The following is a 24,173-nucleotide window of genomic DNA, read 5'->3' as shown; positions in this document are numbered from 1 at the left end:
CTAAGCCAGTCTTTTTCATACTTTTTGTATTTTTAAGATTTTCATTTTTTTATATTTACAAAACAAAATTTTTCTAAAAGAAAAAGTATTTATTAGTCAACTAAGTTTGATAAATTTTCAACATTTTCAATATTAATAACTTCAATTTCCTTATTAATTTTCTTAATCAATCCTGCCAATACTTTTCCAGGTCCAATTTCATAAATCTTTGTAACTCCATTTTCAGCCAGTTTATTTATTGTGTCAACCCATTTTACTGGACCAAATGTTTGGTTGTACAATTCATTCTTAATATCTTCAGCTGAAGTCAAAATATTTGCTGTAGTATTTGCAATAATTGGAGTTGTTGGATCGTTCCAAGTATAATTTTCAAATTCCTTTTTCAAAATTTCGGCAACAGGTTTCATTAATGATGAATGGAAAGGCCCTGAAACCGCTAGTGGCAATGCTCTTCTTGCACCTTTTTCCTTAAATAAGTCAAGATTTTTTTCAATTACTTCTTTTTCTCCAGCGATAACAGTCTGCTTTGGTTCGTTATAATTTACCGCTTCCACAGTTCCATCAATTTCATTACAGATATTTTCAACATCTGTTGCACTAAGTCCCAATATTGCAGCCATTCCACCGCTAATATTAGCATTGCTCATGATTTCCCCTCTTTTTGAAATTAATTTTAATGTATCAATTTCATTCAAAACTCCAGCAGCATATAATGAACTGTATTCTCCTAAACTGTGTCCAGCTACAAAATCTGCATTTATTCCCTTTTCCTTTAATAATTTTGTTAAGACAACTGAAAATAGCGCAATTGCAGGCTGTGCATATTTTGTATTTTTTATTTCTTCATCTGTCCCTTCAAAAATAACCTTTTTCACATCTTCATTATTTTCAAAAATCTTATCAATTATTTTTTTATCTTCATCATTTACTTCATCATATAACTTTTTACCCATTCCAGCATACTGTGTCCCTTGTCCTGGAAATACAAAAGCAATTTTTGCCATATAGACTCTCCTCTTAATTTTCTAGTTTTTAATACTCAAAATTTTTAATTGAAAAAACTATTTTTTTTCTTCTTCTGCTTCAACTACTTCTTCCTTTGATTCTTTAGCATTTTTATTACTGAACTTAGTCAGCTGCTTCTTGTCAACAAGTTCTTTTACACCAAATCCAATAACAACTAATCCTAAAATCAATGGAACCATAAATAGCGGCAAATTTTCCCATACATAGTTAGTGATGTACAAATATACACCTACACAAAGAAAAATCCATCCATGTTTCTTCTTTTTAACCAAGAAATAAGCCCCCACAAGAATCATTACTACCTGATAATTTACAATGTACTTCATAATATCTTCGGGTATAAACTTAAATAAACTTAAAACTACAATTACTAATCCCCAAAATATTTTTGAATTCATAACTTTTCCTCCTTAATATTTAAAATTTTTTTAACTTAATAATATTTTATTATATTTCTAAATTTATAAAGTAAACCTAATAAATCTAATTTTAAATATTCTCTATTACATTATACTCTGAAATTTTTAAAATTACAAGTTTTAACAATTTTTTTTAATCATATATTTATAAATTATTATTTTGAAATTTCAACCATAATCGAACCGTAAGTCAGTCCTCCACCAAATCCAGTAGCAACAAACTTATCTCCTTTTTTAAGTTTTCCTTCCTTTATTGCCTCATCAAGAGCTATCGGAATTGATCCTGCCGAAGTATTTCCATATTTATTCAAATTTACAAAAAACTTATCTAGCGGCTGCTTAAATCGTTTTGCAATCGACTCAATAATTCTAATATTTGCTTGATGCGGAATAAATAAATCAACATCATCTGCAGTAATTCCAGCTTGTTCCAGTACATTTTCAACTGTTTCTGGAAATACTCTTACTGCAAATTTAAATATCTCTCTTCCATTCATTTTCAAGTAAATATCCTTGCTTTCAATTTTTTCCTTTGATACAGGCTCTTTAGTTCCACCAGCAGGCACTAAAAGTTCACTTGCTCCAGAACCGTCAGCCACAAGATGACTTGCCAAATATCCTCCATTTTCCACTTCTCCAAGCACAACAGCTCCTGCACCATCTCCAAATAGGATACAAGTTCCCCTGTCTGTCCAGTCAACTACTCTTGACATTGTTTCTGCCCCAATAACAAGCACTTTTTTATAAAGTCCAGCCGCAATAAAGCTATGTCCAGCTGAATAGGCATAAACAAATCCTGTACAAGCCGCACCTAAATCAAATGCCGCCGCATTTATTCCCAATTTATCCTGAACTAATGCCGCAGTTGATGGTGTCCCATAATCTGGAGTCATTGTTGCAACAATAACTAAGTCAATCTCATTTTTATCTATTCCCGCATCTTCAATTGCCTTTTCAGCAGCTCTAAATGCCAAATCAGATGTAGCTTCATTTTCATCTGCAATTCTTCTTTCCTTGATACCAGTTCTAACTGTTATCCATTCATCATTTGTATCCACAATCCTTGCCAAATCATCATTTGTCATTATCTTTTCAGGCACATAAGATCCTGTTCCTAAAATCCCAACTTTCATATCTCACCTCAGATTTATTTTTATTTTTCCCATTTATATTTTTCAAATTTAAAATTATTCTACTAAAGTCTATCACAAAAAACTTAAAAATACAACTGCAAAACGAAAAAATTATCAAATTAAAAAATCAAAAAAAAAGCAAGACATAAATCCTGCTTTGAAAAACTATTCAGCTTCCGTAGCTTCATTAGCTATTACTTGTCTACCTCTGTAAACTCCTGTTTCCAAGTTTAATCTGTGTGGTCTTCTAATTGATCCGTCAGCTTCTACAATAATATTTGGAGCTTTAATTGAATCATGTGATCTTCTCATATTTCTTTTTGCTTTAGAAGTTCTTTTCTTAGGTACTGCCATTATTTATCGACTCCTTTCAAATTTTATATTATTAATACTTCAATCTAACATTGTAAAAAGAATTATAAAACTTATAATTTTTTACATTATACAAACTATTATAATAAATCTAAAGCTATTTGTCAAGGCTTTAATCTATTTTTTCCATTTATTCACAAGATTTTTTATTATTTTTCTAACTTTTATTGAATTTCTATTATTTTACTTTTTTCAAAAATTTATTTTTGATTTTCTTTAGATATTGCATTAACTTTCTCTTGCTTATTTTTTTCAATAATAATTTCATATTTTTTCTCAGTATTAAACTCAAGATTTTTTATTTTTTCAGAAATTTCATCTGTCATTGTTTCATTTCCAATAACTAAAACAACAAAGTTTTCATTATTATTTGTATCTATCAGTTTCCCAATTTTAACTCCACTAATGCTATTTGAAAAATTTTTATACAAAACGTTTTCAACAGTTTTTAAATCACTTTCCAAAATTGCCTGATCTTCATTTTTACTTGGTAATGCAACGCTTTCTGTATTTTCTTTTGTTTTTTCTTCATTTAAATATTTTGATAAGTCCTGTGCTGTCAAATATTTTTCATTTGATAACTGCTGTATTTTTAATTTGTAGTTTTTCAATTTATATTTTTCCAGTTTTTTTTCTAATTTTTCAATATCCTGTTTTTTAAAAGCCTCTCCTACAATTTTTAAAGTAACAGTTTTATCTTTTTTATTAACAGAATTATCAAAAACATAATGATTATTTAATTCCTTTGAAATAAATTTTTTTAATGAATTTTCAGTTGCTGTATCCTGAACCAAAGTTGCCGCTGTATATATACTTGGAACAATTACAATTAAACTTCCTATATAAAATATTATTTGCTTTTTTATTGAAATTTTATGTCCTGCTTCAAAAATATTTCCAGAATATATTATCAAACCAACTAATGTTGCCATCATTATAAAAAATACATTTATTATAAATAAATATCCTGCTCCAAGAAAAATTTTGAGATTCCCATGAGCAATTCCAAATCCTATTACACATAAAGGCGGCATTAATGCAGTTGCAATTGCTACTCCAGGAACAACATTTCCGCCATCTTCCTCCGTTTTTCCAATTACTCCTGCAATTCCACCAAAAATTGCAATTAATACATCCCATAAAGTTGGAGAAGTTCGAGCTAATATTTGCGGAGTTGCTTCATTTATAGGGCTTACTAAAAAATAAAAAGTGGAACTTATCACACTTATTAATATAAAAATTCCCAGCCTAAAAAGCGACGTATAGACTCTTTTTAAATTTCCATTTGACAGCCCCAATCCTATTGATTGAATTGGCGACATTAATGGTGAAATCAGCATAGCTCCAATAATTACAGCAACAGAATTTGTATTTAAACCTATCGAAGCAATAATCATTGCACAAATAAGAATAAACATCGTTTCCTTTGTAAAATCAGAATCTTCAATAATATTTCGTTTTAAAATTTTATATTTCTCATGTTTTATTTTTTCTATCATTTTACTATATCTCCTTTATATTTTTATATTATAGTCATTTGTAAAAGTCTAAAAATACGATAAGTACAGTTTTTTTATTCCAGCAAACTTAATCATCTTCATACATAGGCTCAATATGAATCAGCACTCTCTTTACATTTTTATATTTATGCTTAATTTTTTTTGAAATCCTATTTGTAACTTCATGTGCCTCTTCAATAGTCTTATTTTTATCCATTCTTACATCTGCAAACACATAAATATCCTTCCCAGAAGTAGTCATTCTAAAGTCATGTGCATTTTCAATTTCTTTAAACTGCAATATTTCAGAACGTATTTTTTCGATTAATTCATCATCTTGTGAATCCAGCAATATTAATGAATTTTCCTTTATTAGCTCATAACCGCTTTTTATAATATAGATTGACACGATAAATCCTACAATTGTGTCAAATACAGGATGAATCCTTGATAAAAACAGTCCGGCTAAAACAGAAACAGAAATTACAATATCTGAATTATAATCTGTAAGCAACGAATTTATTAATGAATTATTATATTTTTTTACCCTTTTTTTCATAAAAGACAATTGAAATATTTTTATTAATATCGCTAAAATTGTTACAATTATTGGAATAACTGTAATCTTCAAATTACTTTCACTGCTAAGAGATGTCAATTTTGAAAAATTATCCTTTATCAGCTCAAAAGCCGTTATCATTATAAATGTCCCGATTATTACACTAAAAACCGACTCTATCTTTCCATGCCCAAAAGGATGCTCCTTATCTTCAGGATTGCTTCCAACTTTTAAGCCTACAATGACCAAAACATTTGTAATCAAATCTGAAAGTGAATTTAACCCATCTGAAAGCAGCGACATACTGAAAAAAATCTTTCCAGCTGCAATTTTTAAAAAAGCTAAAATAATATTTACACAAATTGCAAATTTTGAAATAAAAAGCATATTTTCTTCCTGCTTTTTTCCTTCTCTTAAATTATTCAAGATATATCCGTCTTGTGTTCTTATAAACCGCTGTTTTTCAAGAAAATTATTCATTTTTTTATGATTAGTTACGATTAGTGAATCAAAATTTCTATTTGTAAGCCAATTAATCATATGTTTCAAAAAAAACGTCCCATATCCATTATTTCTCAATTTCGGTAAAATAAATATTTTTTTCAGTTCTGCAATATTACCTAAACTAAGAACTGCATAACCGTATAAATCTTCATTATTGCATAAAAAAAATATATCTTCCTTTTTCTTATTAAAAGAAAATTTTGGATCTGCCTCCAATATGTCTATTAAAATATTACCAATATTCCCTTTTTTATCCCACTCGACTACTTTCATTGAAACCTCCGTCTGTAGTTAAAAAAAAATAAAAAGTCATACGTCAAACTCTCGAAAAGGTTCTACCATCCGTTTCTTAAGTCAAAAACTCAAAAACAGCTACCCCATAAACCTAAAGAAATTAACTTAGTGCTGCTTCGTTCCCGACCTGACACGTTTCGCTAACTCTCTACAATATGGGACTATTTTCTCAACACTCTTGAAATAAGACGTTGACACTAAAACTTCCCTCAAATTTGACATCACCTCTACTAAAGCGGGTTGTAGATACAGGGCACCGCTAACTCCCCGGCTAGTATGACTTAATTAGTATATCACTTTTTCTCAGAATTGTCAACATTATAAGAAATTATTTTTTTTATTTTATTAAATAAATTATTTCTCAAAACTCAAAAGCTCCATCAATTCCTTCTCATCCATCTCAAAAATTTCATTTGAATCCTTATTATTTCCGCTATCTTTCCCTAAGATATTTTCACTCAAAGCCCGCTTATTCTCCTGAATTTTTATTATTTTTTCCTCAATTGTTCCTTCAGTTATAAGCTTAATAACTTGAACACTCTTTTTCTGACCAATTCTGTGGGCTCTATCGCTTGCCTGATTTTCCACAGCAAAATTCCACCATGGATCATAGTGAATTACGACATCTGCTCCAATTAAATTTAGTCCTGTTCCTCCAGCTTTTAGCGAAATTAAGACAACTTGCCCTTCGCCTGAATTGAATTTTTTAGAAATTTCCATTCGTTCTTTGGACTTTACGCTTCCATCAATGTAAAAATATTCTACGTTTTCCTTTTTCAATTCCTCCTTTATTTCCTCCAATGTTCCTAAAAATTGTGAAAAAATAATCATTCTATGACCATTTTCTAAAATATCTGGTATCATTTCCCTCAATAATTCAATTTTAGCAACTTCACCAGTATAATTCTCATCAAATAATTGTGGAGAATTGCAAATTTGCCGTAATTTTGTCAAAATTGCCAGAACTTTTAGATTGTTATTTTCCTCCTTGTCAAATTCCCTAAGCTCCTTCTTCGCCCTTTTAACATAAGCCATATACAGCTTTTTCTGCTCTTTGCTCAATTCTACAATCATATTATTTTCAACTTTTTCAGGTAATTCTGTCAGCACTTCATTTTTTGTTCTTCGCAGAATAAATGGAGAAACGATATTTTTCAAATTAAATATTTTTTTTGAATCTGGATTATTTAAGGAATTTTTATATTTTTTTCTAAATTTTGTTATATTATCAAGATAACCAGGCAAAATAAAGTCAAAAATCGACCAAAGTTCCATAATGCTGTTTTCAATTGGAGTACCTGTCAAAGCAAAGTTTACAGTGCTTTTTAACTTACTTGTCGCTTTTTTTACAAGAGAAGATACATTTTTTATATTTTGTGCTTCATCCAATATCGCCACATCAAATTTCTTATCGTTATAATTTTTCACATCATTTCTAAAAGTTTGATAAGTCGTTATCAAAATTCCTCTTTCAGTTTTTTCAATCAATTCTTTCCTTGTTTCAGCATTTCCTTCTACAAGAATCGGCTTTATATCCGAAAATTTATAAAACTCCTCCTTCCAGTTATGTAAAAGCGAAGTCGGAACAATAATTATTCCAAGCAAATCCTCATTTTCCAGCTGAATTTCCGAAATAAGCGAAATCGCCTGCAAAGTTTTCCCAAGTCCCATATCATCCGCCAAAATTCCGCCAAATCCAATATCATACATATTTTTAAGCCAATTAAACCCAATTTGCTGATATGGAAATAATTTTACCTTTATGTTTGATGGCTCTTTATTTTCACGTTTTTTTATTTTCTGAAAAAGCTGCTTAAATTCCTCAATTTCATTCAATTCCTTGTTAATACTGCTAGAAACCTGTGCCAGCTGCAATGCCTTTATTTTAGAAATTTTATTTTCACCGATTCTCAAATCGTTCATTGCATCAACGATTCCAACCATTTCTTCAGTGCTCCTATTGGCAATTTTTACAAGTTCACCGCTTGACAATGTCACAAATTTCTCTTCATTTCTTACCGATTCCAGAACTGTTTCAACATCCTTCTCATCAATTCCCTCAATATTGAAATTTACACTAAAAAGTTCATTTTCAACAGATCTTATATTAATATCCACACCAATTTTACGAACTTTTTTTATTTTATCACTCACATTAATATTCACCTTTTCTGAATATTTTTCATCAATAATATCAGCCATTGCTAAAAATTCATTTCTATCAATCACTAGTACAATGTCATCCGACTTTAACTGCTTTGCCCTAAATCCAACATACATTCTATACTCTAACTCAATAATCTGAGCATCTGCATATTTTTGAAAATCTTCAGAAATTTCCCTTTGAAGTTTTTTATTTTTTTTAGGAATAAAATAGCCATCATCTGTCCTAATACTTTCCTCAAGGCAGGAAATCGTTACTTGAAGTTTATTTTTCCCATTGCCTTCCTCTACAAAAATATTTACCGTTCCATAATTTTCCGTAACCTTAGCAATTGGAATTTCATATTTTGATAGCACTTCCTTTATTTCATCAAACAGCTTTCCTGATATTTCATTCAGATATTCTGTCCCTTTTCTAGTTCCATCTGTAAGAGTATTCATTATTTCCCACTCTGCATCACTCATTTTATGAAATTTTTCAATATTTGACACACCATTTTTTAAAGTAAAATAACGACTTGTTGGTGATAAAACTGTAAAATTTCTTATAATTATTTTTTTATTTCCATTCTCATCTTTTTGAAATGCAAATATTGGCTCGTATTCTCCAGTCACATAAATTGTCTTGCTGCCAGATCTTATTGTCTTTTTATTTTCTATGGCTGAAAATATCTGTTCTGCCAGCATTGGATTCATTATTTCACCTTGTGGCTTTCCATAATAATAATAATTATTATTATTAAAATTCATTCCAAATTCATTTTTTTTCTTAAAATAGTTGCCAAGATTTTTTATCACTTTTTTATCTATTTCATTAAAATAATGCAAATCTGGATTATAAATATTTTTTTGAGTAATTTCATAAAACTGCTCATTTTCTACTGAATAAACAAAAGATTCTAAATCCTTTATATAATTTAAACTTTTTTCTCCCGCCTTTACTCTCAACGTTGATACTGTAGATGATAATTGCTCTATTTCAAGTGCCAGCTTATACTCGTTTTTTTCTGAATATGAAATCTTAGTTTTATCAATTCTTTTTTTTAATTTTTCCAGTTTTTCCCTAAACTCTTTAATTTCTTTTCCTTCAATCTTCTCATAAGTATTTTCTTCTTTTTTTCCTAAAATTTTTTCATCTTCTCTAAGAATTTCATCATACACTTCATCTTCTGCAATTTTTATACGATTACTGCTACTTTTATCTTCTTTTTCTCTTTTAAATTCCCTATTTTCCTTAAAATAAATATTCTCAGCCTTAACTTCAGCATCCGCAGCCATCCCAGTCGCAATAATATGTTTGCAAGGCTTTTTTGTCTCTTTAAAGTTAGGACAGTCACAACTATATATAATTCTGTTATCTGGCTTTCCATCTTCATAAAAATAAGTTATATTAACATTGTAGGCATTTCTATAATTTCCATCAACTTGTGATTCCACCACTATTTTATCATCTTTTTTCATAAACAACATTAATTTTACTTTTTGCTTATTAAAATACTCAACTCCCCTATTCACAATAGACAAAGCAGTTAATTTTCTCAATCTGTCAAATATTCCTTCCAACTTTTACTTTCCTTTCAAAAAATACTCTCAATTCACACTAAATATTATCTTACCAAAGAATTTTCGTTTTTTCAACAAAAAAAACGGCAAAACTGAAACTTTGCCGTAATGTGAACTACTCCCGCTTTTAGAAGCGGGAGCTTCTTGGGAAGTATCTGCTTTTGCTAGCCAAATATATTTACCAAGCTCTTCGGGTAGTTCCTACCCTGTCTTTTTTTATTTTTCTAATATTTCAACATCAATTTCCCAATGTTTTTTATATTCAGTGCTGCATTATAATCTCTATCAATCTCAATCCCACAGCACTCACATTTATAGCTTCTTTCTGATAACTTCAGTTCCTCTTTAACATTTCCACATTTACTGCAAGTTTTCGACGACGGAAACCACTTATCTATTTTTAAAAATTGTTTTCCTAAAAACATCAATTTGTACTCAAGCATCCTCAAAAACATTCCCCATCCATTATCTCCTACACTTTTACCAAAATTTAATGCCTGGCTCATCCCTTTCATATTCAAATCCTCAACAACCACAGCATCATATACTTCAGACAATTTTTTTGATAATTTATGCAAAAAATCTCTTCGACAATTTTTAATATACTCATGCAATTTTGATATTTTCATTTTTTGCTTATACCAATTTTTAGAAAATTTCACTTTTCTTGACAATGATTTTTGTAATTTTTTCAATTCTTCTTCCAACATCCTAAAATATCTTGGATAATCAGCCCTTTGGTTTTCAGAACTGACAAATAACTCAGACATTGAAAAATCAAGTCCAATTACTTTATCATTACTTGGGTTTTTTTGAATTTCTTTTTCAAATTCTGTCAAGATAGAAACATAATAATTTCCATTACTATTTATTAGTGTTACCGACTTTATTCTATAATTCTTTGGTATTTCTCTATGATATTTCAATTTTACTCTTTTCAATTTTGGCAAAACCAAATACTTGTTTTCCTCAATTCGTATCGAATTGTTCACACAATTTGTCGTGTAACTTTTAACATTATTCTTTTTAGATTTGAACTTTGGAAACTTCGCTCTTTTCTGAAAAAAATTCGTAAATGATCGTCTTACATTCAATTGTGCATTTGAAAGTGCTAGACTATCTACTTCTTTCAAAAATTGATTTTCACTCTTCAAACTGGCAGGTGTAATTATTTTATTTTTCCCAGTTTCCTCATAAAATTTATTTGCAGCATACAAAATCGTATTGTAAACAAAACGAACACATCCAAAAGTCTTGTTTCTCAACAACTCCTGCTCCTTATTTGGATAAATTCTGTATTTGAATGCTAAATTATATTTCATACAATTACACCTCCTTTTGATTTTGAATATTATTTTTAATGATTTCTCTTCAATATTTTATACAAAAATTTTATCATGGATGTATCCTTTTTTCAATTTTTTTTACAAAAAAAGCAATTCATCTCCCACTTATAGAAAGCCTACGACTTCTTGCTATCTTTTTGTTAAAATATTTATTAAGTTTGAACAAATAGTTTTCCATCTTTTATAAACATATTTTTTACTTTAACTTTTTTGTCATCATCATAAGTATAAACTTCATTAGTTTCCAAATAATTTGAAATAAGCGCTTTCAGTGATTTTGCCATAACCGAATCATCTATTTTATTACCCTTTTCATCAGTAACTTTAGTAACATCCAAATCCACTAAATATACCTTATTTGTTTTTGGATCAAATTTCACTTGACTATTCAAAAATACTTTCCCCTTCGCTTTTCCCGCCAAAAGTGAAACATCATAATCAGCTGTAAAGTAAAGTCTATCTCCCGCAAAACTCATCACAGGACTTTTAAGTCCAACTTTCCCCAGCAGAAAATTCTTTTCAATCGGAAATTTCTTGTTCAATTCCTTTGTAATCATAGAATCTGGCACTCTTAATGTCTTATTTGCCAAAAAATCGCAAGAAATTATTCCGAATACCGTTATAATCATAACTAATGCCATTTTAAAAAATAAATTTCTTTTTTTCATAACCAATTCCATTCTCCTTTTCTTTTTTATAATCTAGTCTTAAAAATAGTATTTTTAAACTTTTATGACTAAAACTATTCTAGTTAATCATACAAAATATTATTTATTATTTCATATTTTTCAAATTAGTTTTATCTTTTAACTCCAAAATTTTATTTTATTCACTGACTATTTGATGAAATTTACTCTTATCACTTGCTACAAAATTCCATCAAGAATCTTTTTTCAAATATTTCTTCAAAAACTTCCCAGTCCAAGACCCTTCATTCTCTGCAATTTCTTCAGGAGTCCCTTCTGCAATAATCTGTCCACCTTTGTAACCACCTTCAGGTCCTATATCAATAATGTGATCCGCAACCTTAATTACATCCAAATTATGCTCAATTACTAAGACTGTATTCCCTTTATCAACCAATCTGTTTAACACTTCTAATAATTTTCTTATATCTTCAAAGTGAAGTCCTGTCGTAGGTTCGTCCAAAATGTAAATGGTTTTTCCTCTTGACATTTTTGATAATTCAGTCGCAAGTTTTATCCGTTGAGCTTCTCCACCTGAAAGAGTTGTCGCAGGTTGTCCTAATTGAATGTAATTCATTCCTACATCCATCAATGTTTGTAATTTTCTCTCAAGTGACGGAATATTTTTGAAAAATTCGTATGCTTCTTCAACTGTCATTTCTAGCACATCTGCGATACTTTTTCCTTTGTACTGAACTTCTAATGTTTCTCGATTGTATCGTTTTCCTTTACAAACTTCACATTCCACATAAACATCTGGCAAGAAATTCATTTCAATTTTATTAATTCCAGCACCGCTACACGCTTCACATCGTCCACCTTTTACATTAAATGAAAATCTTCCTTTCGTGTATCCACGCACTTTCGCATCGTTTGTCTGTGCAAATAAATCACGAATATCATCAAAAATTTTCGTATATGTCGCAGTATTCGATCTCGGCGTTCTTCCAATCGGCGACTGGTCAATATCGATCACTTTTTCCAAGTTTTCAATCCCATCTATTCCACCATTTTCAAGTGGATACAGTTTCCCTTTATTCAGCCTGTTGTGAAGCTCCGGAAACAATGTCTGATTAATCAATGTCGACTTCCCGCTTCCTGAAACTCCTGTCACGACCGTCAAAACTTCAAGAGGAATATGTGCAGTCACATTTTTCAAATTATTTCCTTTTGCATTTTTCAAAACAATTTCTTTACTCGCTTTTCTTCTTTTTTCAGGCACTTCAATTTTAATTTTTCCGTTCAAATATTGTGCTGTCAATGATTTTTTGTTTCTCATAACTTGTTTTGGCGTTCCTTGTGCTACAACCTTTCCTCCATTAATTCCAGCACCTGGACCTATGTCAATTAAATAATCCGCTTCTCTCATCGTATCCTCATCATGCTCTACAACTATCAAGCTATTCCCAATATCACGCAAATCTTTCAAAGTCGTAAGTAACTTGTCATTATCCCTCTGATGAAGTCCAATACTCGGCTCGTCAAGCACATAAATCACGCCAGTAAGCCTACTTCCAATTTGAGTTGCAAGCCTAATTCTTTGCGATTCTCCACCAGACAGCGTTTTCGTCATTCTAGCAAGACTCAAGTAATCAAGCCCAACATTTATCATAAATTTTAGCCGTTCTTTTATTTCCTTCAAAATTTCAGCTGCAATCTGTATTTGTTTTTCCGTAAGCTGAATTTTTTCATAAAAATCAAGTGCATCAACAACACTCACCTCAGTCAGGTCAATAATACTCTTATCATTTACCGTTATTGCCAATACAACATCTTTAAGCCGTTTCCCGTGACAAGTTTTACAAGTTCTCTCTGTCATATATTTTGCTTCCATCTCTTCTCTTGCTGATTCAGAAGCAGTTTCCTTGTATCTTCGTTCAATTCCATGCACAATCCCTTCAAATCCTCGTTTTCCATTATAGCTAAAACTGTCTCCGCTCCAAGAAAATTTAAATTGCTTATCACTTCCATAAAAAATCACATCTTTTTCTTTTCGAGTCAATTTAGAAACCTTTTTATCCAAGTCGATTTTATGTGCCTTTGCCATCGCTATGAATAAATCCCAGTTCCAGCCCTTTTTAGTCGTCGCTCCTGGAAAAATTATCCCGCCTTCATTAATTGACAAATTCTCATCAACAATTAATTTATTCTCGTCAACTTCCAATCTCGAACCAAGCCCATTACAAACTTCACAAGCTCCATATGGTGCATTAAACGAAAAAAGTCTTGGCACAACATCTGGAAATACAACATCTGGATGGTCTGGACAAGAAAAATTCTCACTAAATTTGTTATCTTCTCCATTAATATTCACAATTATTTTCCCATCAGAAAGCTCACTCGCAGTTTCAATTGCCTCTGTCAATCGACTCAAAAACTCCTTATTATCCGCCTTAAACACAACTCTATCAACAACAACTTCAATATGATGCCTTTTATTCTTATCCAAAACAATTTCATCACCCAAGTCAAGAATATCACCATTCACTCGAACTCTTTGAAACCCTCTTTTCTGCAAATTCAAAAACAAATTTTTATGAGTTCCCTTTTTATCAATCACAACTGGTGACAAAATTATCATTTTATCCTTTTCTTTTCTAGAACTCATCAAATTATCGACAATTTCCTGAATCGACTGTTTTTCCACTTTTCTATGACAAATCGGACAATGTGCCTCTCCAATATGTGCCCACAAAAGCCGCATATAGTCATAAATTTCAGTAGTTGTACCAACAGTCGAACGAGGATTTTTCGACACACTTTTCTGTTCAATCGAAATCGCAGGAGAAAGCCCTTCAATACTATCTAATTCAGGTTTCTTCATCTGCCCAATAAACATTCTCGCATAAGCCGACAAGCTCTCAACATACCTTCTCTGCCCTTCTGAATAAATCGTATCAAACGCAAGTGAAGACTTCCCACTCCCAGAAACCCCAGTAATTACAACCAGCTCATTTTTTGGAATCTCAATATCAATATTTTGTAAATTATGCTCTCTAGCTCCAGTAATCTTTATTTTGTTGTCTTTCATTCTCTTCAATGTTCCTCTCTAATTTTTCTCCTCAATTAACTTAAATCCCTCTAAATCAGCTTTTTTAAATTCTTCAATCAATTTTTTTCCATATATCCAAACCTTTTGTTGCCAAGGATGTCCTAAATATCCAAAGTGAAAATTAACATCTATAAAAAAATAATAATCTCCATTTGGACAATATGTTGGAAAATATGCATTATACCCGCCACCCCAGTAGCGTTCATCTTTAACTTCTATAATTTTAGGCTCATCTTTAATACGAGGATTATATCTAAAGCAAGAATGATGCCAATCCAATGCATACAATTCCTCATTTTCCTTAGTACATTTCAAAAAAATTTCCGTTATTTTATCACGAATTTCTTTTTTAAATCCCCAATCTACAAATCCTTCAATTTTCTCTAGATTTTCATAATGATAACTAATATCATAAACTATATATGGTTCTTTAAATTCAAATGCTATTTCTTTTTTATCAACACTGGGATTAAAATTAAATCTATCGTAAACTATATCCCAAACTTTATTATATTCTTCATCATCTAATATTACCATTTTTTTATACTCCAGTCCATAAAAATTTTTTACAAAAAAAAAGACTGCTTCATAAGTCAGTTATTTTTGAAAAACTTACAAAACAGCTTTTTCATTTTTATTCTTTTATTGCTCTTGTTGCCACGAAACTTGCAATATTAAGTTCATGCAACCTTCCAAATCCATTTGTATCATCATAAATATCTGTTAATTTAAATCCAGCTTTCAATTGTCCACCTATCTGTTCTGATATTGTGTGGGAAAATTGAATTCCACAGTCCTGTTCTTCCAGCTGTTTTCTTTGCTCTTCGTTGACTAATGGGTTGAATGGAAGACTATTGATGATTTTTTCTTCCTTTTCATCTACAGTATAATTTGTTCCAATATCCAAGCCGCACAATAAAATTCCACCTTTTTTCAAAATTCTGTAGCATTCTTTAAATACCGGTTCAACTTTTTCGATATAGGAGTTGCTTACTGGATGAAAAATTATGTCAAAACTGTTATCTGAAAATGGTAATTTTTTTGTCATATCGGCTTTGATAATTTCTATTTCATATTTTTCACGTTCTGCAACCATTTTTTCAGCTTCCAGCTGTTTATCTGAATAATCCAAAACAGTGCAGTTTCCTCCCAAAGCTTTAAATATAGGCATTTGCTGTCCACCACCAGAAGCCAGTCCTAATATTTTTTTATCTTTTAAGTTTCCAAACCATTCGTGAGGTACAGGATTTGTTGGTGTTAGGAGAACATTCCAATTACCATTTTTAGCATTTAAATAAGTTTCGTGGCTAATTGGCTGTCCCCATTCCCAGCCTTCTTCAACCCAGCGGTCAATTGTTTTTGCATTTATTTCCTGATAAGATTTTAGCATTGCTTCTCCTAATTATTTTATAATAATTATAAAATTTCTAATTTTTTATTTTATTTGAATTTTTTTTACATTAATTTTCCATCTAACTTCACCATCATAATCGTCAGTTTCTTTTACCATTGTTTGACCTGGTATAAAATAGACTCTATTCTTTTTTGTTATTTTATTAGTTATATTATTTGATTGCTGAAAATTATCAAAATATATTTGCAATCTCGAACCAACAGTATCTTCATCAATCCATACTGTTTTTGATCGATAAATTTTCCCATTAATTACACATTTACCAAACAAATATATCTCATATGCATCAGTATTATCACCATGATCATAATCTTCAGAACCCAATACATATTTAAGTCCATCACAGTAACTTCCTGGTTTTATTGTTACTCTTTGTTCTGCTCCCATTCCTAAAATACTAATAAAAGTTCCTAAAATTATTAAAAAACTTATTTTTTTCATTTATTTTCTCCAATCATATTTTATTAAAATTTATTTTTTACTTCTCATACGGCAATCCCGAAGCCTTCGGCGCTTTCGATTTTCCTACAAATCCAACTAATGCCAACAATGTCAAAATATACGGTATCATTGTCAAAAATTGCTGAGATATTGGGAGTCCTATTGTTTTGGAAACGTCGGCGAATGCTTGTCCGAAAGCGAATAATAGGCTTGCCAAGATTGCTCCTAGCGGGTTCCATTTTCCAAAGATCATTGCAGCCATTGCGATATATCCACGTCCTGCTGACATGTTATTTGAAAAGGCTGGGAGTAGGACTGCTGTAAGATAAGCTCCTCCTAGTCCTCCCAATGCTCCTGATATAAGTACGCTTATATATCTTGTTTTGTAAACGCTTATTCCTACCGTGTCGGCTGCTAGCGGATGTTCTCCAACTGAACGGATTCTTAAACCTAAAACTGTTTTGTATAAGAAGAAATACATTGCGATTGCGATTCCGTAGATTACGATTATCATTAATGGACGATTTGCCAATGATTTTGCCAATGGAGTACTTCCAGCAGTTTTATAGATGGCTTTTATAGAATATGAAGTTATCGCAGCTGCAAATAAATTTATTGCAACTCCACTTATAATTTGATTTCCTTTAAGATTAATACTTATTACTGCATGAATTAGTGAGATTAAGATTCCCACTATCACTCCAAAAATTATCCCTAAATATGGATTTCCTGTAGCAATATTGACAACTGCCGTTGCAAACGCTGAACTTAGCATAATTCCTTCAAGTCCAATATTAATAACTCCACTTTTTTCAGAAATACACGCTCCTACAGCCGTTATTAAAATTGGAGGTGCTATTATTATTGTCTGCTGCAATAAATTAAATATTTGTTTTAATACAATCATTTTATTTTTCCTTTCTGACTCAATATTTTTTATTTGACAATTAAATTTATACCGTTTTCTTTTTATTAAGCATAAATTTAAATAAATTTTCTGATGCTACGAAAATAATTATTAATGCTTGTATAATAAATACAATATCTTTATCAATCTGGTATCTTTGCTGCAACATTTGTCCCCCAACTTCAAGTGCCGCATAAAATATTGCCGCAACTAATATTCCAAATGGATTATTTTTTCCAAGAAGTGCTACCGCAAGTCCTGTAAATCCGTAATCTCCCATTATAAGTTCAGTGTATGAATATTCTGAAGCTCCTCCTAAAACACGTTCAGCTCCACCAAGTCCAGCACAAGCTCCAGCGATTCCCATCGCTAAAAACATGATATATTTTGGATTAATTCCCGCATTTTCAGCAACTGTATCACTTTGTCCGACTGCTTTTATTTCATATCCTTTTTTGAAATATTTAAAAAAGAAAAATATCCCTATTGTCAAAAGAATTGCGATTATAAAACCAAAATTTAAGTTTTGTCTTGTAATATTTGCAAAAAGTAACGGTAATCTTGCCCCTTCAAAAACACGTGGAGATTGTGTATTTTGTGAAGTTGGATCCTTTAAAGGCCCATTTAATAGGAAATTTTGTAATTCTAGCATAATATAATTTAACATAATTGTACTGATTACTTCACTTACTCCAAATTTTGCCCGCAAAAATCCTGCTATTCCAGCCCACGAAAATCCAGCAATTACAGCCACAATTATTACAACAAGCACATTTCCAAAAACATAATTTTTAAATGTAATTGCCCAAAAAGTTGCCGCTAATCCTCCAGCAATCATCTGTCCTTGCATTCCTATATTAAATAATCCCGCTTTAAAGGCTACCATTGTTGCAAGTGCAGAAAATATTAACGGAGTTGCGATAAATAATGTATTTGCAAGTCCACTAAATAATGGAGATCTTGGATAAGGCTGATAAAAAGCCGCCCGCATCATATCAATGTAGGCTGTAAACGGATTTACACCCTTTGTCATCATTATTATTCCACCAATAATTAATGCGATTAATACTGCAATTATAGATGGTAGAAAATCCTTTATCTTATTTTTAATCATCTATTTTCCCTCCTGCCATTAATATTCCTAATTTTTCTGTTGTTGCATCTTTTCTATCCAAAATTCCTACAATTTCTCCTGAATACATCACTGCAATTCTGTCACTTAACGCCATTATTTCCGATAACTCAGCCGAAACAAGCATTATCGCCTTTTTCTCAGTTTTTTCATTTAAAATTGTATTATGAATCATCTCAATCGCACCAATATCGACTCCCCTTGTAGGCTGTGCCGCAATAATAAATTTATTTTCACGTTCCAGCTCCCTTGCTACTACGACTTTCTGCTGATTTCCACCAGACAGCCCGCCAAACTTGATTTTTCCATCTGTTGGCCTAATATCATATTTTTCTATATATTCATTAGTTTTTTTCTCAATTTCGCTATAATCCAGCAATACTCCTTTAGAATACTGATCCTGAAGTCCCAAGGCCATATTTTCTTCCATTGTAAAATCATCAATAGTCGCCCTTTTGTGTCTGTCTTCAGGTATGTGGGAAAGCCCCTTTTCCTTAATAAGTTTTGGCGTCTTGTTTTCCAGCTCATCATTATCTATGAAATATTTCCCGCTGTCAACTTTTGCAAGCCCTGCCAAAGCCTCAATAAGTTCAGTCTGTCCATTTCCCTGCACTCCAGCTATTCCCAGCACTTCACCTTCACGGATTTCAAACGAAACACCCTTAACTTTCTCAATTCCTCCTCTTTTCACAGTCAAATTCTCAACTTTCACAACCACATTTCCCAATTTCACATCAGGTCTCTTAACTTCAAACAGCACAACACGCCCAACCATAAGATTGGCAATTTTCTCCTTCGTAGCTTCCTTAGTTTTCAATTTTCCAACATCGCTTCCACGACGAATAACCGTAATATTGTCGGATAAATCAAGCACTTCCTGCAATTTATGCGAAATAAAAATAATCGTTTTCCTTTCCTTTATAAGATTTCTCATAATCTCATAAAGCTCCTTCACTTCCTGCGGAGTCAGCACTGCACTTGGCTCATCAAACACCAGAAGTTCCGCCCCTTTAAACAACACTTTCAAAATCTCAATTCTCTGATGAATCCCAACTGACAAATCCGACACCTTTGCATCTGGATCAATGTTTAAGCCATATTTTTCAGAAACTTCCCTAACCTGCTTTCTAGCAGTATTCAAGTCAAAAAATACTCCACCTTTTTTAGGCTCAAATCCCAGAACCATATTTTCGGCAACTGTCAAGGTATCAATTAGCATAAAATGCTGATAAACCATTCCAATTCCCAAATTTGCCGCAGTTGTAGGACTGTCAATGTCAATTTTCTCCCCCTTGTAAAAAATCTCACCAGAAGTCGGAGAATATAGCCCGTTCAAAATCTTCATAAGCGTGGATTTCCCAGCTCCATTTTCCCCAACAATCGCATGAATCTCTCCCTCTTTAACCTTCAGCGTAATATCATCATTTGCAACAATCTTCCCGCCTAAAAATTCCTTCCGTATATTTTTCATCTCCAAAATATATTCGCTCATCTTTCCTCCTGCTTCTTAAATTAATTTTATTTAAATTTCAAATCATTCATTTAAAAAATTTTTTATTTATATTTTTAGTTATCATTTTCGTGAATAATTTAGGATTTTATATTGAACAAATTTACTATTTACATCAAAACTGAACCTCCCACAACTAAAGCCTCAGGGTTCTTGCACTATTTAATAAAATTTTAAAAAAAGTCTGATACATAATAATTTGAGCTTGTTTTTAATAAATCAAGAACAGCTATCGGCTTTCTAACTACATTTATCTTATAATCATTATAGTAGTATTTTGGTTTTTTCCCTCCTACAAACACTACTGTATTATTTTCATTATAAGTATACCCATGATATTCGCTATTTTCAAGCAGTAATGGCGTTCTTTTTAATTTTAACTGATTTTTTGCAAGTTTTTCGATAATTTCACTTGGAAAACCTGTTAAATAAACATTTCTCTGAAGTTCTGGCAATATTGCCTGATCTTCTAATTTGTCAGAAATTAAAATATCCTTATCAAATTTGTATACTGAATCATCTTTAAATTTATTTAATCCTGAGTTTTCATAGGTTTCCTTTATAAAAAATTCAACGTTTGATTTCTCAAAGTTTTCTACAACTTCTTTACGGTTATTTTTTAATTCTTCAATTAAAAATTCCTTATCCAATTCTGAATAAACATTTGATGGATTAAAATCAGTTTTATTCAAAAGTTCATAGAGAACATAAATTTGTCTATTCAAATATTCCTGATCTGTTCCTACATATTCGGTTAAATTAACTCCATTAGACATTGCAATTATTTGCTGTCTATAATATTCATCCAGGGAAGATGCTGGCAATTCCAGTATTTTTTCCTCTTCTGATAACTGATCAACTTTTATATCCTGCATTTCCTGATAAAATCTTTCTTCCAAAAGCAATGAATACTTTTTCCCCTTTCTTATATCCTTCAAAAAAGCATTAAATTCGTTATAAAATCTATTTTTTCCAAATAGATCTGTCGGATACGTAATTTCAAATAATTTAATTTCGTAACGTCCTGGAATAACCTTTCGCATTTTTTCCTTCCCATCGATCATTACTTTTACCTGATTAAATCGCGGCTTTTCCTCTTCCCTCCATTTTATCTCCTTTTTTATTTTATCAAAAAGAGCAAAACTCGTCATACTGCATCCAAGCAACATTAATATTATTAATTTTTTCAAGTTTTTCCTCCTAATACCTTTATAAATTTTCCTTTATAGAAATAGCAATATTTTCCGGCACAATTTCCATCAGTTCCTCTAATGTTGCATTTCGTATATTTTTTATCAATCCAAATTTTTTTATCAATTCCTTTTTCCTTTTCGGTCCAATTCCAGAAATGTCATCCAACGCACTTTTGACATTTCGCTTACTTCTCAATTTTCTATGATGCGTAATTCCAAATCTATGGGCTTCATCCCTTAATCTTTGCAAAATCTTTAACGTTTCATCTGTCTTTTCAAATAAATACGGCTCACTTTCATAACTTTTAAAAATTTCCTCTTCCCTTTTGGCAATTCCAATTACATCGGTATGCTCCATTTTTCCAAGTTTTTCCAGTACATCCACAGCCACTCCAAGCTGCCCTTTTCCACCATCAATTAGAATCAGATTGGGCATTTTCTCGTTTTCTATTTTAGAATATCTTCGTGTTAATGCTTCCCTCATCATCAAAAAATCATCTGGCGTATCTTTTACAGTAATTTTAAAATGCCTATATTCCTTAGGCATTGTTTCCCCGTCAATAGCCACAGTCATTGCCGCAACCGCATCTTTCCCTTGAATATTTGAAATATCAAAACAGTCAATTCTGTAGGGAAAACTTTTTAACCGTAATTCTTTTTTTAAATTATGAAGCCCTTCCTGAACCATACGCCGTTTTCTATAATATTTATCAACTTCTTCCCGTAAGTTCAAATATCCCATTTCCAAAAGCTGCAATCTTCGGCTATTAATCTTTGGAAAATGAAGTTTTATCTCCTTATGCTTTTCAATTTTTGCCCATTCTTTTATCAAATGTTCACTTTGTAAAAATCTCTCATCACAAATAATGTGCTTTGGAATATTCCTTTTTTCATAATATGAAGTAATCAGCCGCTCAAAAAGGCTTTCTTCCTGGCTTCTTTCCATTGAAATTATTATATGATTTTTATTAATAACTTTCCCTTCCCGAATATTCAACACACATAAAAACACATTTTCCCTTTTTTCCTCAAATACAAACACATCCTCGTCAATTTCCTTGCTATATTCGATAATTTGTGTTTCCAGCATTCTTTTTAACACAGCCAATTTTTCACGCTCGTTAATCGCACGCTCAAATTCCATTTCATCACTAAACTGTTTCATCCTATTTTCCAGCATTTCAAGAACTTTATCAGAATGTCCCTTCAAAAAGTTTTTGAAATTGCTTACATTCGTACTGTATTCATCTTCAATATCTTTATATTTACAAGGTGCGGGGCAAGTTTTCATATAATACTTCAAGCACGGCTTTGTAATTTTATCCATATTTCGGTTGCAATCTCGAACTGGAAATATCTTAATAAGCGATTTCATTGCAAAAAATATTCCCATTGGATAAGGCCCAAAATATTCGGCATTCTCATTTAATTTTTTCGTACTTCTCACAATTTCCACCTTTGGAAATTTTTCCTTTGTAAACTTTATATATGGATAAGTCTTTTCATCCTTTAACAAAATATTATATTTTGGCTTATTCTTTTTTATCAGGTTATTTTCCAGAATAAGCGCCTCAACTTCCGATTTACAGATAAAAAACTCAATATCCCTAATATTTTTCACCAATTCCAGCGTTTTCTGATTATGCGAATTTATATTTGTAAAATAAGACTTCACCCTATTTTGAAGATTTTTTGCTTTTCCCACATAAATAATCTTCCCTCGCTCATTTTTCATCAGGTAAACTCCTGGATTTGTGGGAATATCCTTATATTTAACTGGCGATTTTATTTCTTTTTCTATTTTTTCTGTCTTTATTTCTTCTCCCATTTTTGTATCTTTTTATTCTTTCCTATAAATTATATAAATTAAGTAAAACTAAATTTCCTTTTTATCTCCCACTTCCCTATGAAATTTCCCAATATGATAATCCATCTTTTTTGAAAGGTCATCGTAAAGTTTATTCACAAATGTGGCTGAACGATGCTGTCCGCCTGAACATCCTATTCCTATACGTAAATGTGATTTTCCTTCCTTTTCATATTTTGGAATTAAGTACAAAAGCATATCTAAAAGCATTTTATAAAATTCCTGGCTTTCTGGAAGTCCCATTACATAATCCTGCACTTCCTTATGATTTCCAGTTTTTCTTTTTAAATTCTCAATGTAATAGGGATTTGGCAAAAATCTCAAATCGAACATCAGGTGAAGATCCAGCGGAATTCCATACTTAAATCCAAAGGAAGTTAAATTGACGCTTATTTTTTTTCTTTGTCCTGAAAATTCCTTTTCCAAGACTTCCTGCAATTTTTTCACTGTCAATGTGCTTGTGTCAATTACCAAATCAGCTTTTACCATAAAGTCCTTTATAATTTTACGTTCTGCCTTTATATTGGCAAGTAAAGTGTCATACATATTTAACGGGTGCTTTCTTCTGGAAAGCTCATATCTGCTAAGCAAAACATCTGTTCTTGCATCCAGATAAATCATAGTATGAGATATTTCCTCTTTGTCCAATATTTCCAGCTGTTTTGTCAACTGTTCAATAAATTCCTGATTTCTAACGTCTATTGCTATTGCCACCTGGTTTCTTTTTCCACTGCTAATAAATATTTCATTCAAATACTGAAACAAATTAATAGGAAAATTATCAATACAAAAATATTCCCTATCCTCAAAAAATTTCATCGCCTCAGATTTCCCAGCTCCACTCATTCCAGTTATTATAACTAATTCTTTTTTCATCTTATCCATAAAAAATTCCTCTTTAAAAAATAAATTTACTTCTCTAATTTCCCTTGAAATTATTATAGCATATCTCCAGATAAATATAAATAATTTTTGATAGACAAAATTTTTATATTTTTTTCATCATAAGCCTGTTTCGACAATTTATTTTTTTTATTTTATAAGTTAAAAATTTATTCTGCAGGACCAAATTAAAAATTTAAATATTGACAAT

At 31.1% G+C, this 24,173-nt stretch carries 19 protein-coding genes and 1 other RNA gene; all 20 read right to left on the bottom strand.

From position 1 onward, the window contains the following. Positions 1–92 precede the first annotated feature (92 nt). Entirely contained in the window at positions 93–1,004 is a 912-nt protein-coding gene (gene fabD, locus HW276_RS03510; protein WP_178937432.1) for an ACP S-malonyltransferase, read from the bottom strand. 57 nt (positions 1,005–1,061) lie between these two features. After that, positions 1,062–1,424, bottom strand: coding sequence for a hypothetical protein (locus tag HW276_RS03505; RefSeq protein ID WP_178937431.1), 363 nt, complete (start codon positions 1,422–1,424; stop codon positions 1,062–1,064). Positions 1,425–1,600: 176 nt separating this feature from the next. Next, positions 1,601–2,578, bottom strand: a complete 978-nt coding sequence (locus HW276_RS03500) for a beta-ketoacyl-ACP synthase III (RefSeq protein ID WP_178937430.1) — start codon at positions 2,576–2,578, stop codon at positions 1,601–1,603. A gap of 165 nt (positions 2,579–2,743) precedes the next feature. Next, positions 2,744–2,932, bottom strand: a complete 189-nt coding sequence (gene rpmF / locus HW276_RS03495; RefSeq protein ID WP_018451473.1) for a 50S ribosomal protein L32 — start codon at positions 2,930–2,932, stop codon at positions 2,744–2,746. Between the two features lie 218 nt (positions 2,933–3,150). Then, the gene (locus HW276_RS03490) at positions 3,151–4,449 is read right to left on the bottom strand and encodes a TIGR00341 family protein (protein ID WP_178937429.1); all 1,299 of its coding nucleotides are present in this window, start codon (positions 4,447–4,449) and stop codon (positions 3,151–3,153) included. A gap of 88 nt (positions 4,450–4,537) precedes the next feature. After that, positions 4,538–5,785 carry a GNAT family N-acetyltransferase gene (locus tag HW276_RS03485; RefSeq protein WP_178937428.1) on the bottom strand — a complete coding sequence of 416 codons (1,248 nt, stop codon included), beginning with the start codon at positions 5,783–5,785 and terminating at the stop codon, positions 4,538–4,540. Positions 5,786–5,821: 36 nt separating this feature from the next. Then, an RNA gene (ffs, locus tag HW276_RS03480) (signal recognition particle sRNA large type) lies at positions 5,822–6,086 on the bottom strand. A 74-nt stretch (positions 6,087–6,160) separates the two neighbouring features. Further along, entirely contained in the window at positions 6,161–9,532 is a 3,372-nt protein-coding gene (locus HW276_RS03475) for a DEAD/DEAH box helicase (RefSeq protein WP_178937427.1), read from the bottom strand. 224 nt (positions 9,533–9,756) lie between these two features. Beyond that, complete coding sequence (locus HW276_RS03470; RefSeq protein WP_178937426.1) at positions 9,757–10,854, bottom strand: RNA-guided endonuclease TnpB family protein; 1,098 nt, start codon at positions 10,852–10,854, stop codon at positions 9,757–9,759. A gap of 176 nt (positions 10,855–11,030) precedes the next feature. Further along, complete coding sequence (locus HW276_RS03465) at positions 11,031–11,546, bottom strand: DUF1439 domain-containing protein (protein ID WP_178937425.1); 516 nt, start codon at positions 11,544–11,546, stop codon at positions 11,031–11,033. Positions 11,547–11,757: 211 nt separating this feature from the next. After that, the gene (gene uvrA, locus HW276_RS03460; protein WP_178937424.1) at positions 11,758–14,595 is read right to left on the bottom strand and encodes an excinuclease ABC subunit UvrA; all 2,838 of its coding nucleotides are present in this window, start codon (positions 14,593–14,595) and stop codon (positions 11,758–11,760) included. Between the two features lie 18 nt (positions 14,596–14,613). Beyond that, complete coding sequence (locus HW276_RS03455) at positions 14,614–15,153, bottom strand: DUF2716 domain-containing protein (protein WP_178937423.1); 540 nt, start codon at positions 15,151–15,153, stop codon at positions 14,614–14,616. Positions 15,154–15,250: 97 nt separating this feature from the next. After that, positions 15,251–16,006, bottom strand: coding sequence for a class I SAM-dependent methyltransferase (locus tag HW276_RS03450; RefSeq protein ID WP_178937422.1), 756 nt, complete (start codon positions 16,004–16,006; stop codon positions 15,251–15,253). A gap of 45 nt (positions 16,007–16,051) precedes the next feature. Further along, entirely contained in the window at positions 16,052–16,471 is a 420-nt protein-coding gene (locus HW276_RS03445; RefSeq protein WP_178937421.1) for a hypothetical protein, read from the bottom strand. 37 nt (positions 16,472–16,508) lie between these two features. Beyond that, positions 16,509–17,378, bottom strand: a complete 870-nt coding sequence (locus HW276_RS03440; protein WP_178937420.1) for an ABC transporter permease — start codon at positions 17,376–17,378, stop codon at positions 16,509–16,511. A 46-nt stretch (positions 17,379–17,424) separates the two neighbouring features. After that, positions 17,425–18,492, bottom strand: coding sequence for an ABC transporter permease (locus HW276_RS03435; protein WP_178937419.1), 1,068 nt, complete (start codon positions 18,490–18,492; stop codon positions 17,425–17,427). Next, the gene (locus tag HW276_RS03430; RefSeq protein WP_178937418.1) at positions 18,485–20,002 is read right to left on the bottom strand and encodes an ABC transporter ATP-binding protein; all 1,518 of its coding nucleotides are present in this window, start codon (positions 20,000–20,002) and stop codon (positions 18,485–18,487) included. The genes HW276_RS03435 and HW276_RS03430 overlap by 8 nt, the downstream gene beginning before the upstream one ends. Positions 20,003–20,193: 191 nt before the next feature. Next, entirely contained in the window at positions 20,194–21,210 is a 1,017-nt protein-coding gene (locus tag HW276_RS03425) for a hypothetical protein (RefSeq protein ID WP_178937417.1), read from the bottom strand. A gap of 19 nt (positions 21,211–21,229) precedes the next feature. Continuing rightward, positions 21,230–23,041 (bottom strand): excinuclease ABC subunit UvrC, encoded by a 1,812-nt coding sequence (uvrC, locus tag HW276_RS03420; RefSeq protein WP_178937416.1) that lies wholly within the window; start codon positions 23,039–23,041, stop codon positions 21,230–21,232. 48 nt (positions 23,042–23,089) lie between these two features. Beyond that, a complete protein-coding gene (gene rapZ / locus HW276_RS03415; protein WP_147003179.1) occupies positions 23,090–23,965 on the bottom strand; it encodes an RNase adapter RapZ in 876 nt (291 codons plus the stop codon). Positions 23,966–24,173: the final 208 nt, after the last annotated feature.

Origin of the sequence: Leptotrichia sp. oral taxon 417 (assembly GCF_013394865.1) — a bacterium.
GTDB lineage: Bacteria > Fusobacteriota > Fusobacteriia > Fusobacteriales > Leptotrichiaceae > Leptotrichia > Leptotrichia wadei_A.
This window is presented reverse-complemented; position numbering and strand designations above follow the sequence as displayed.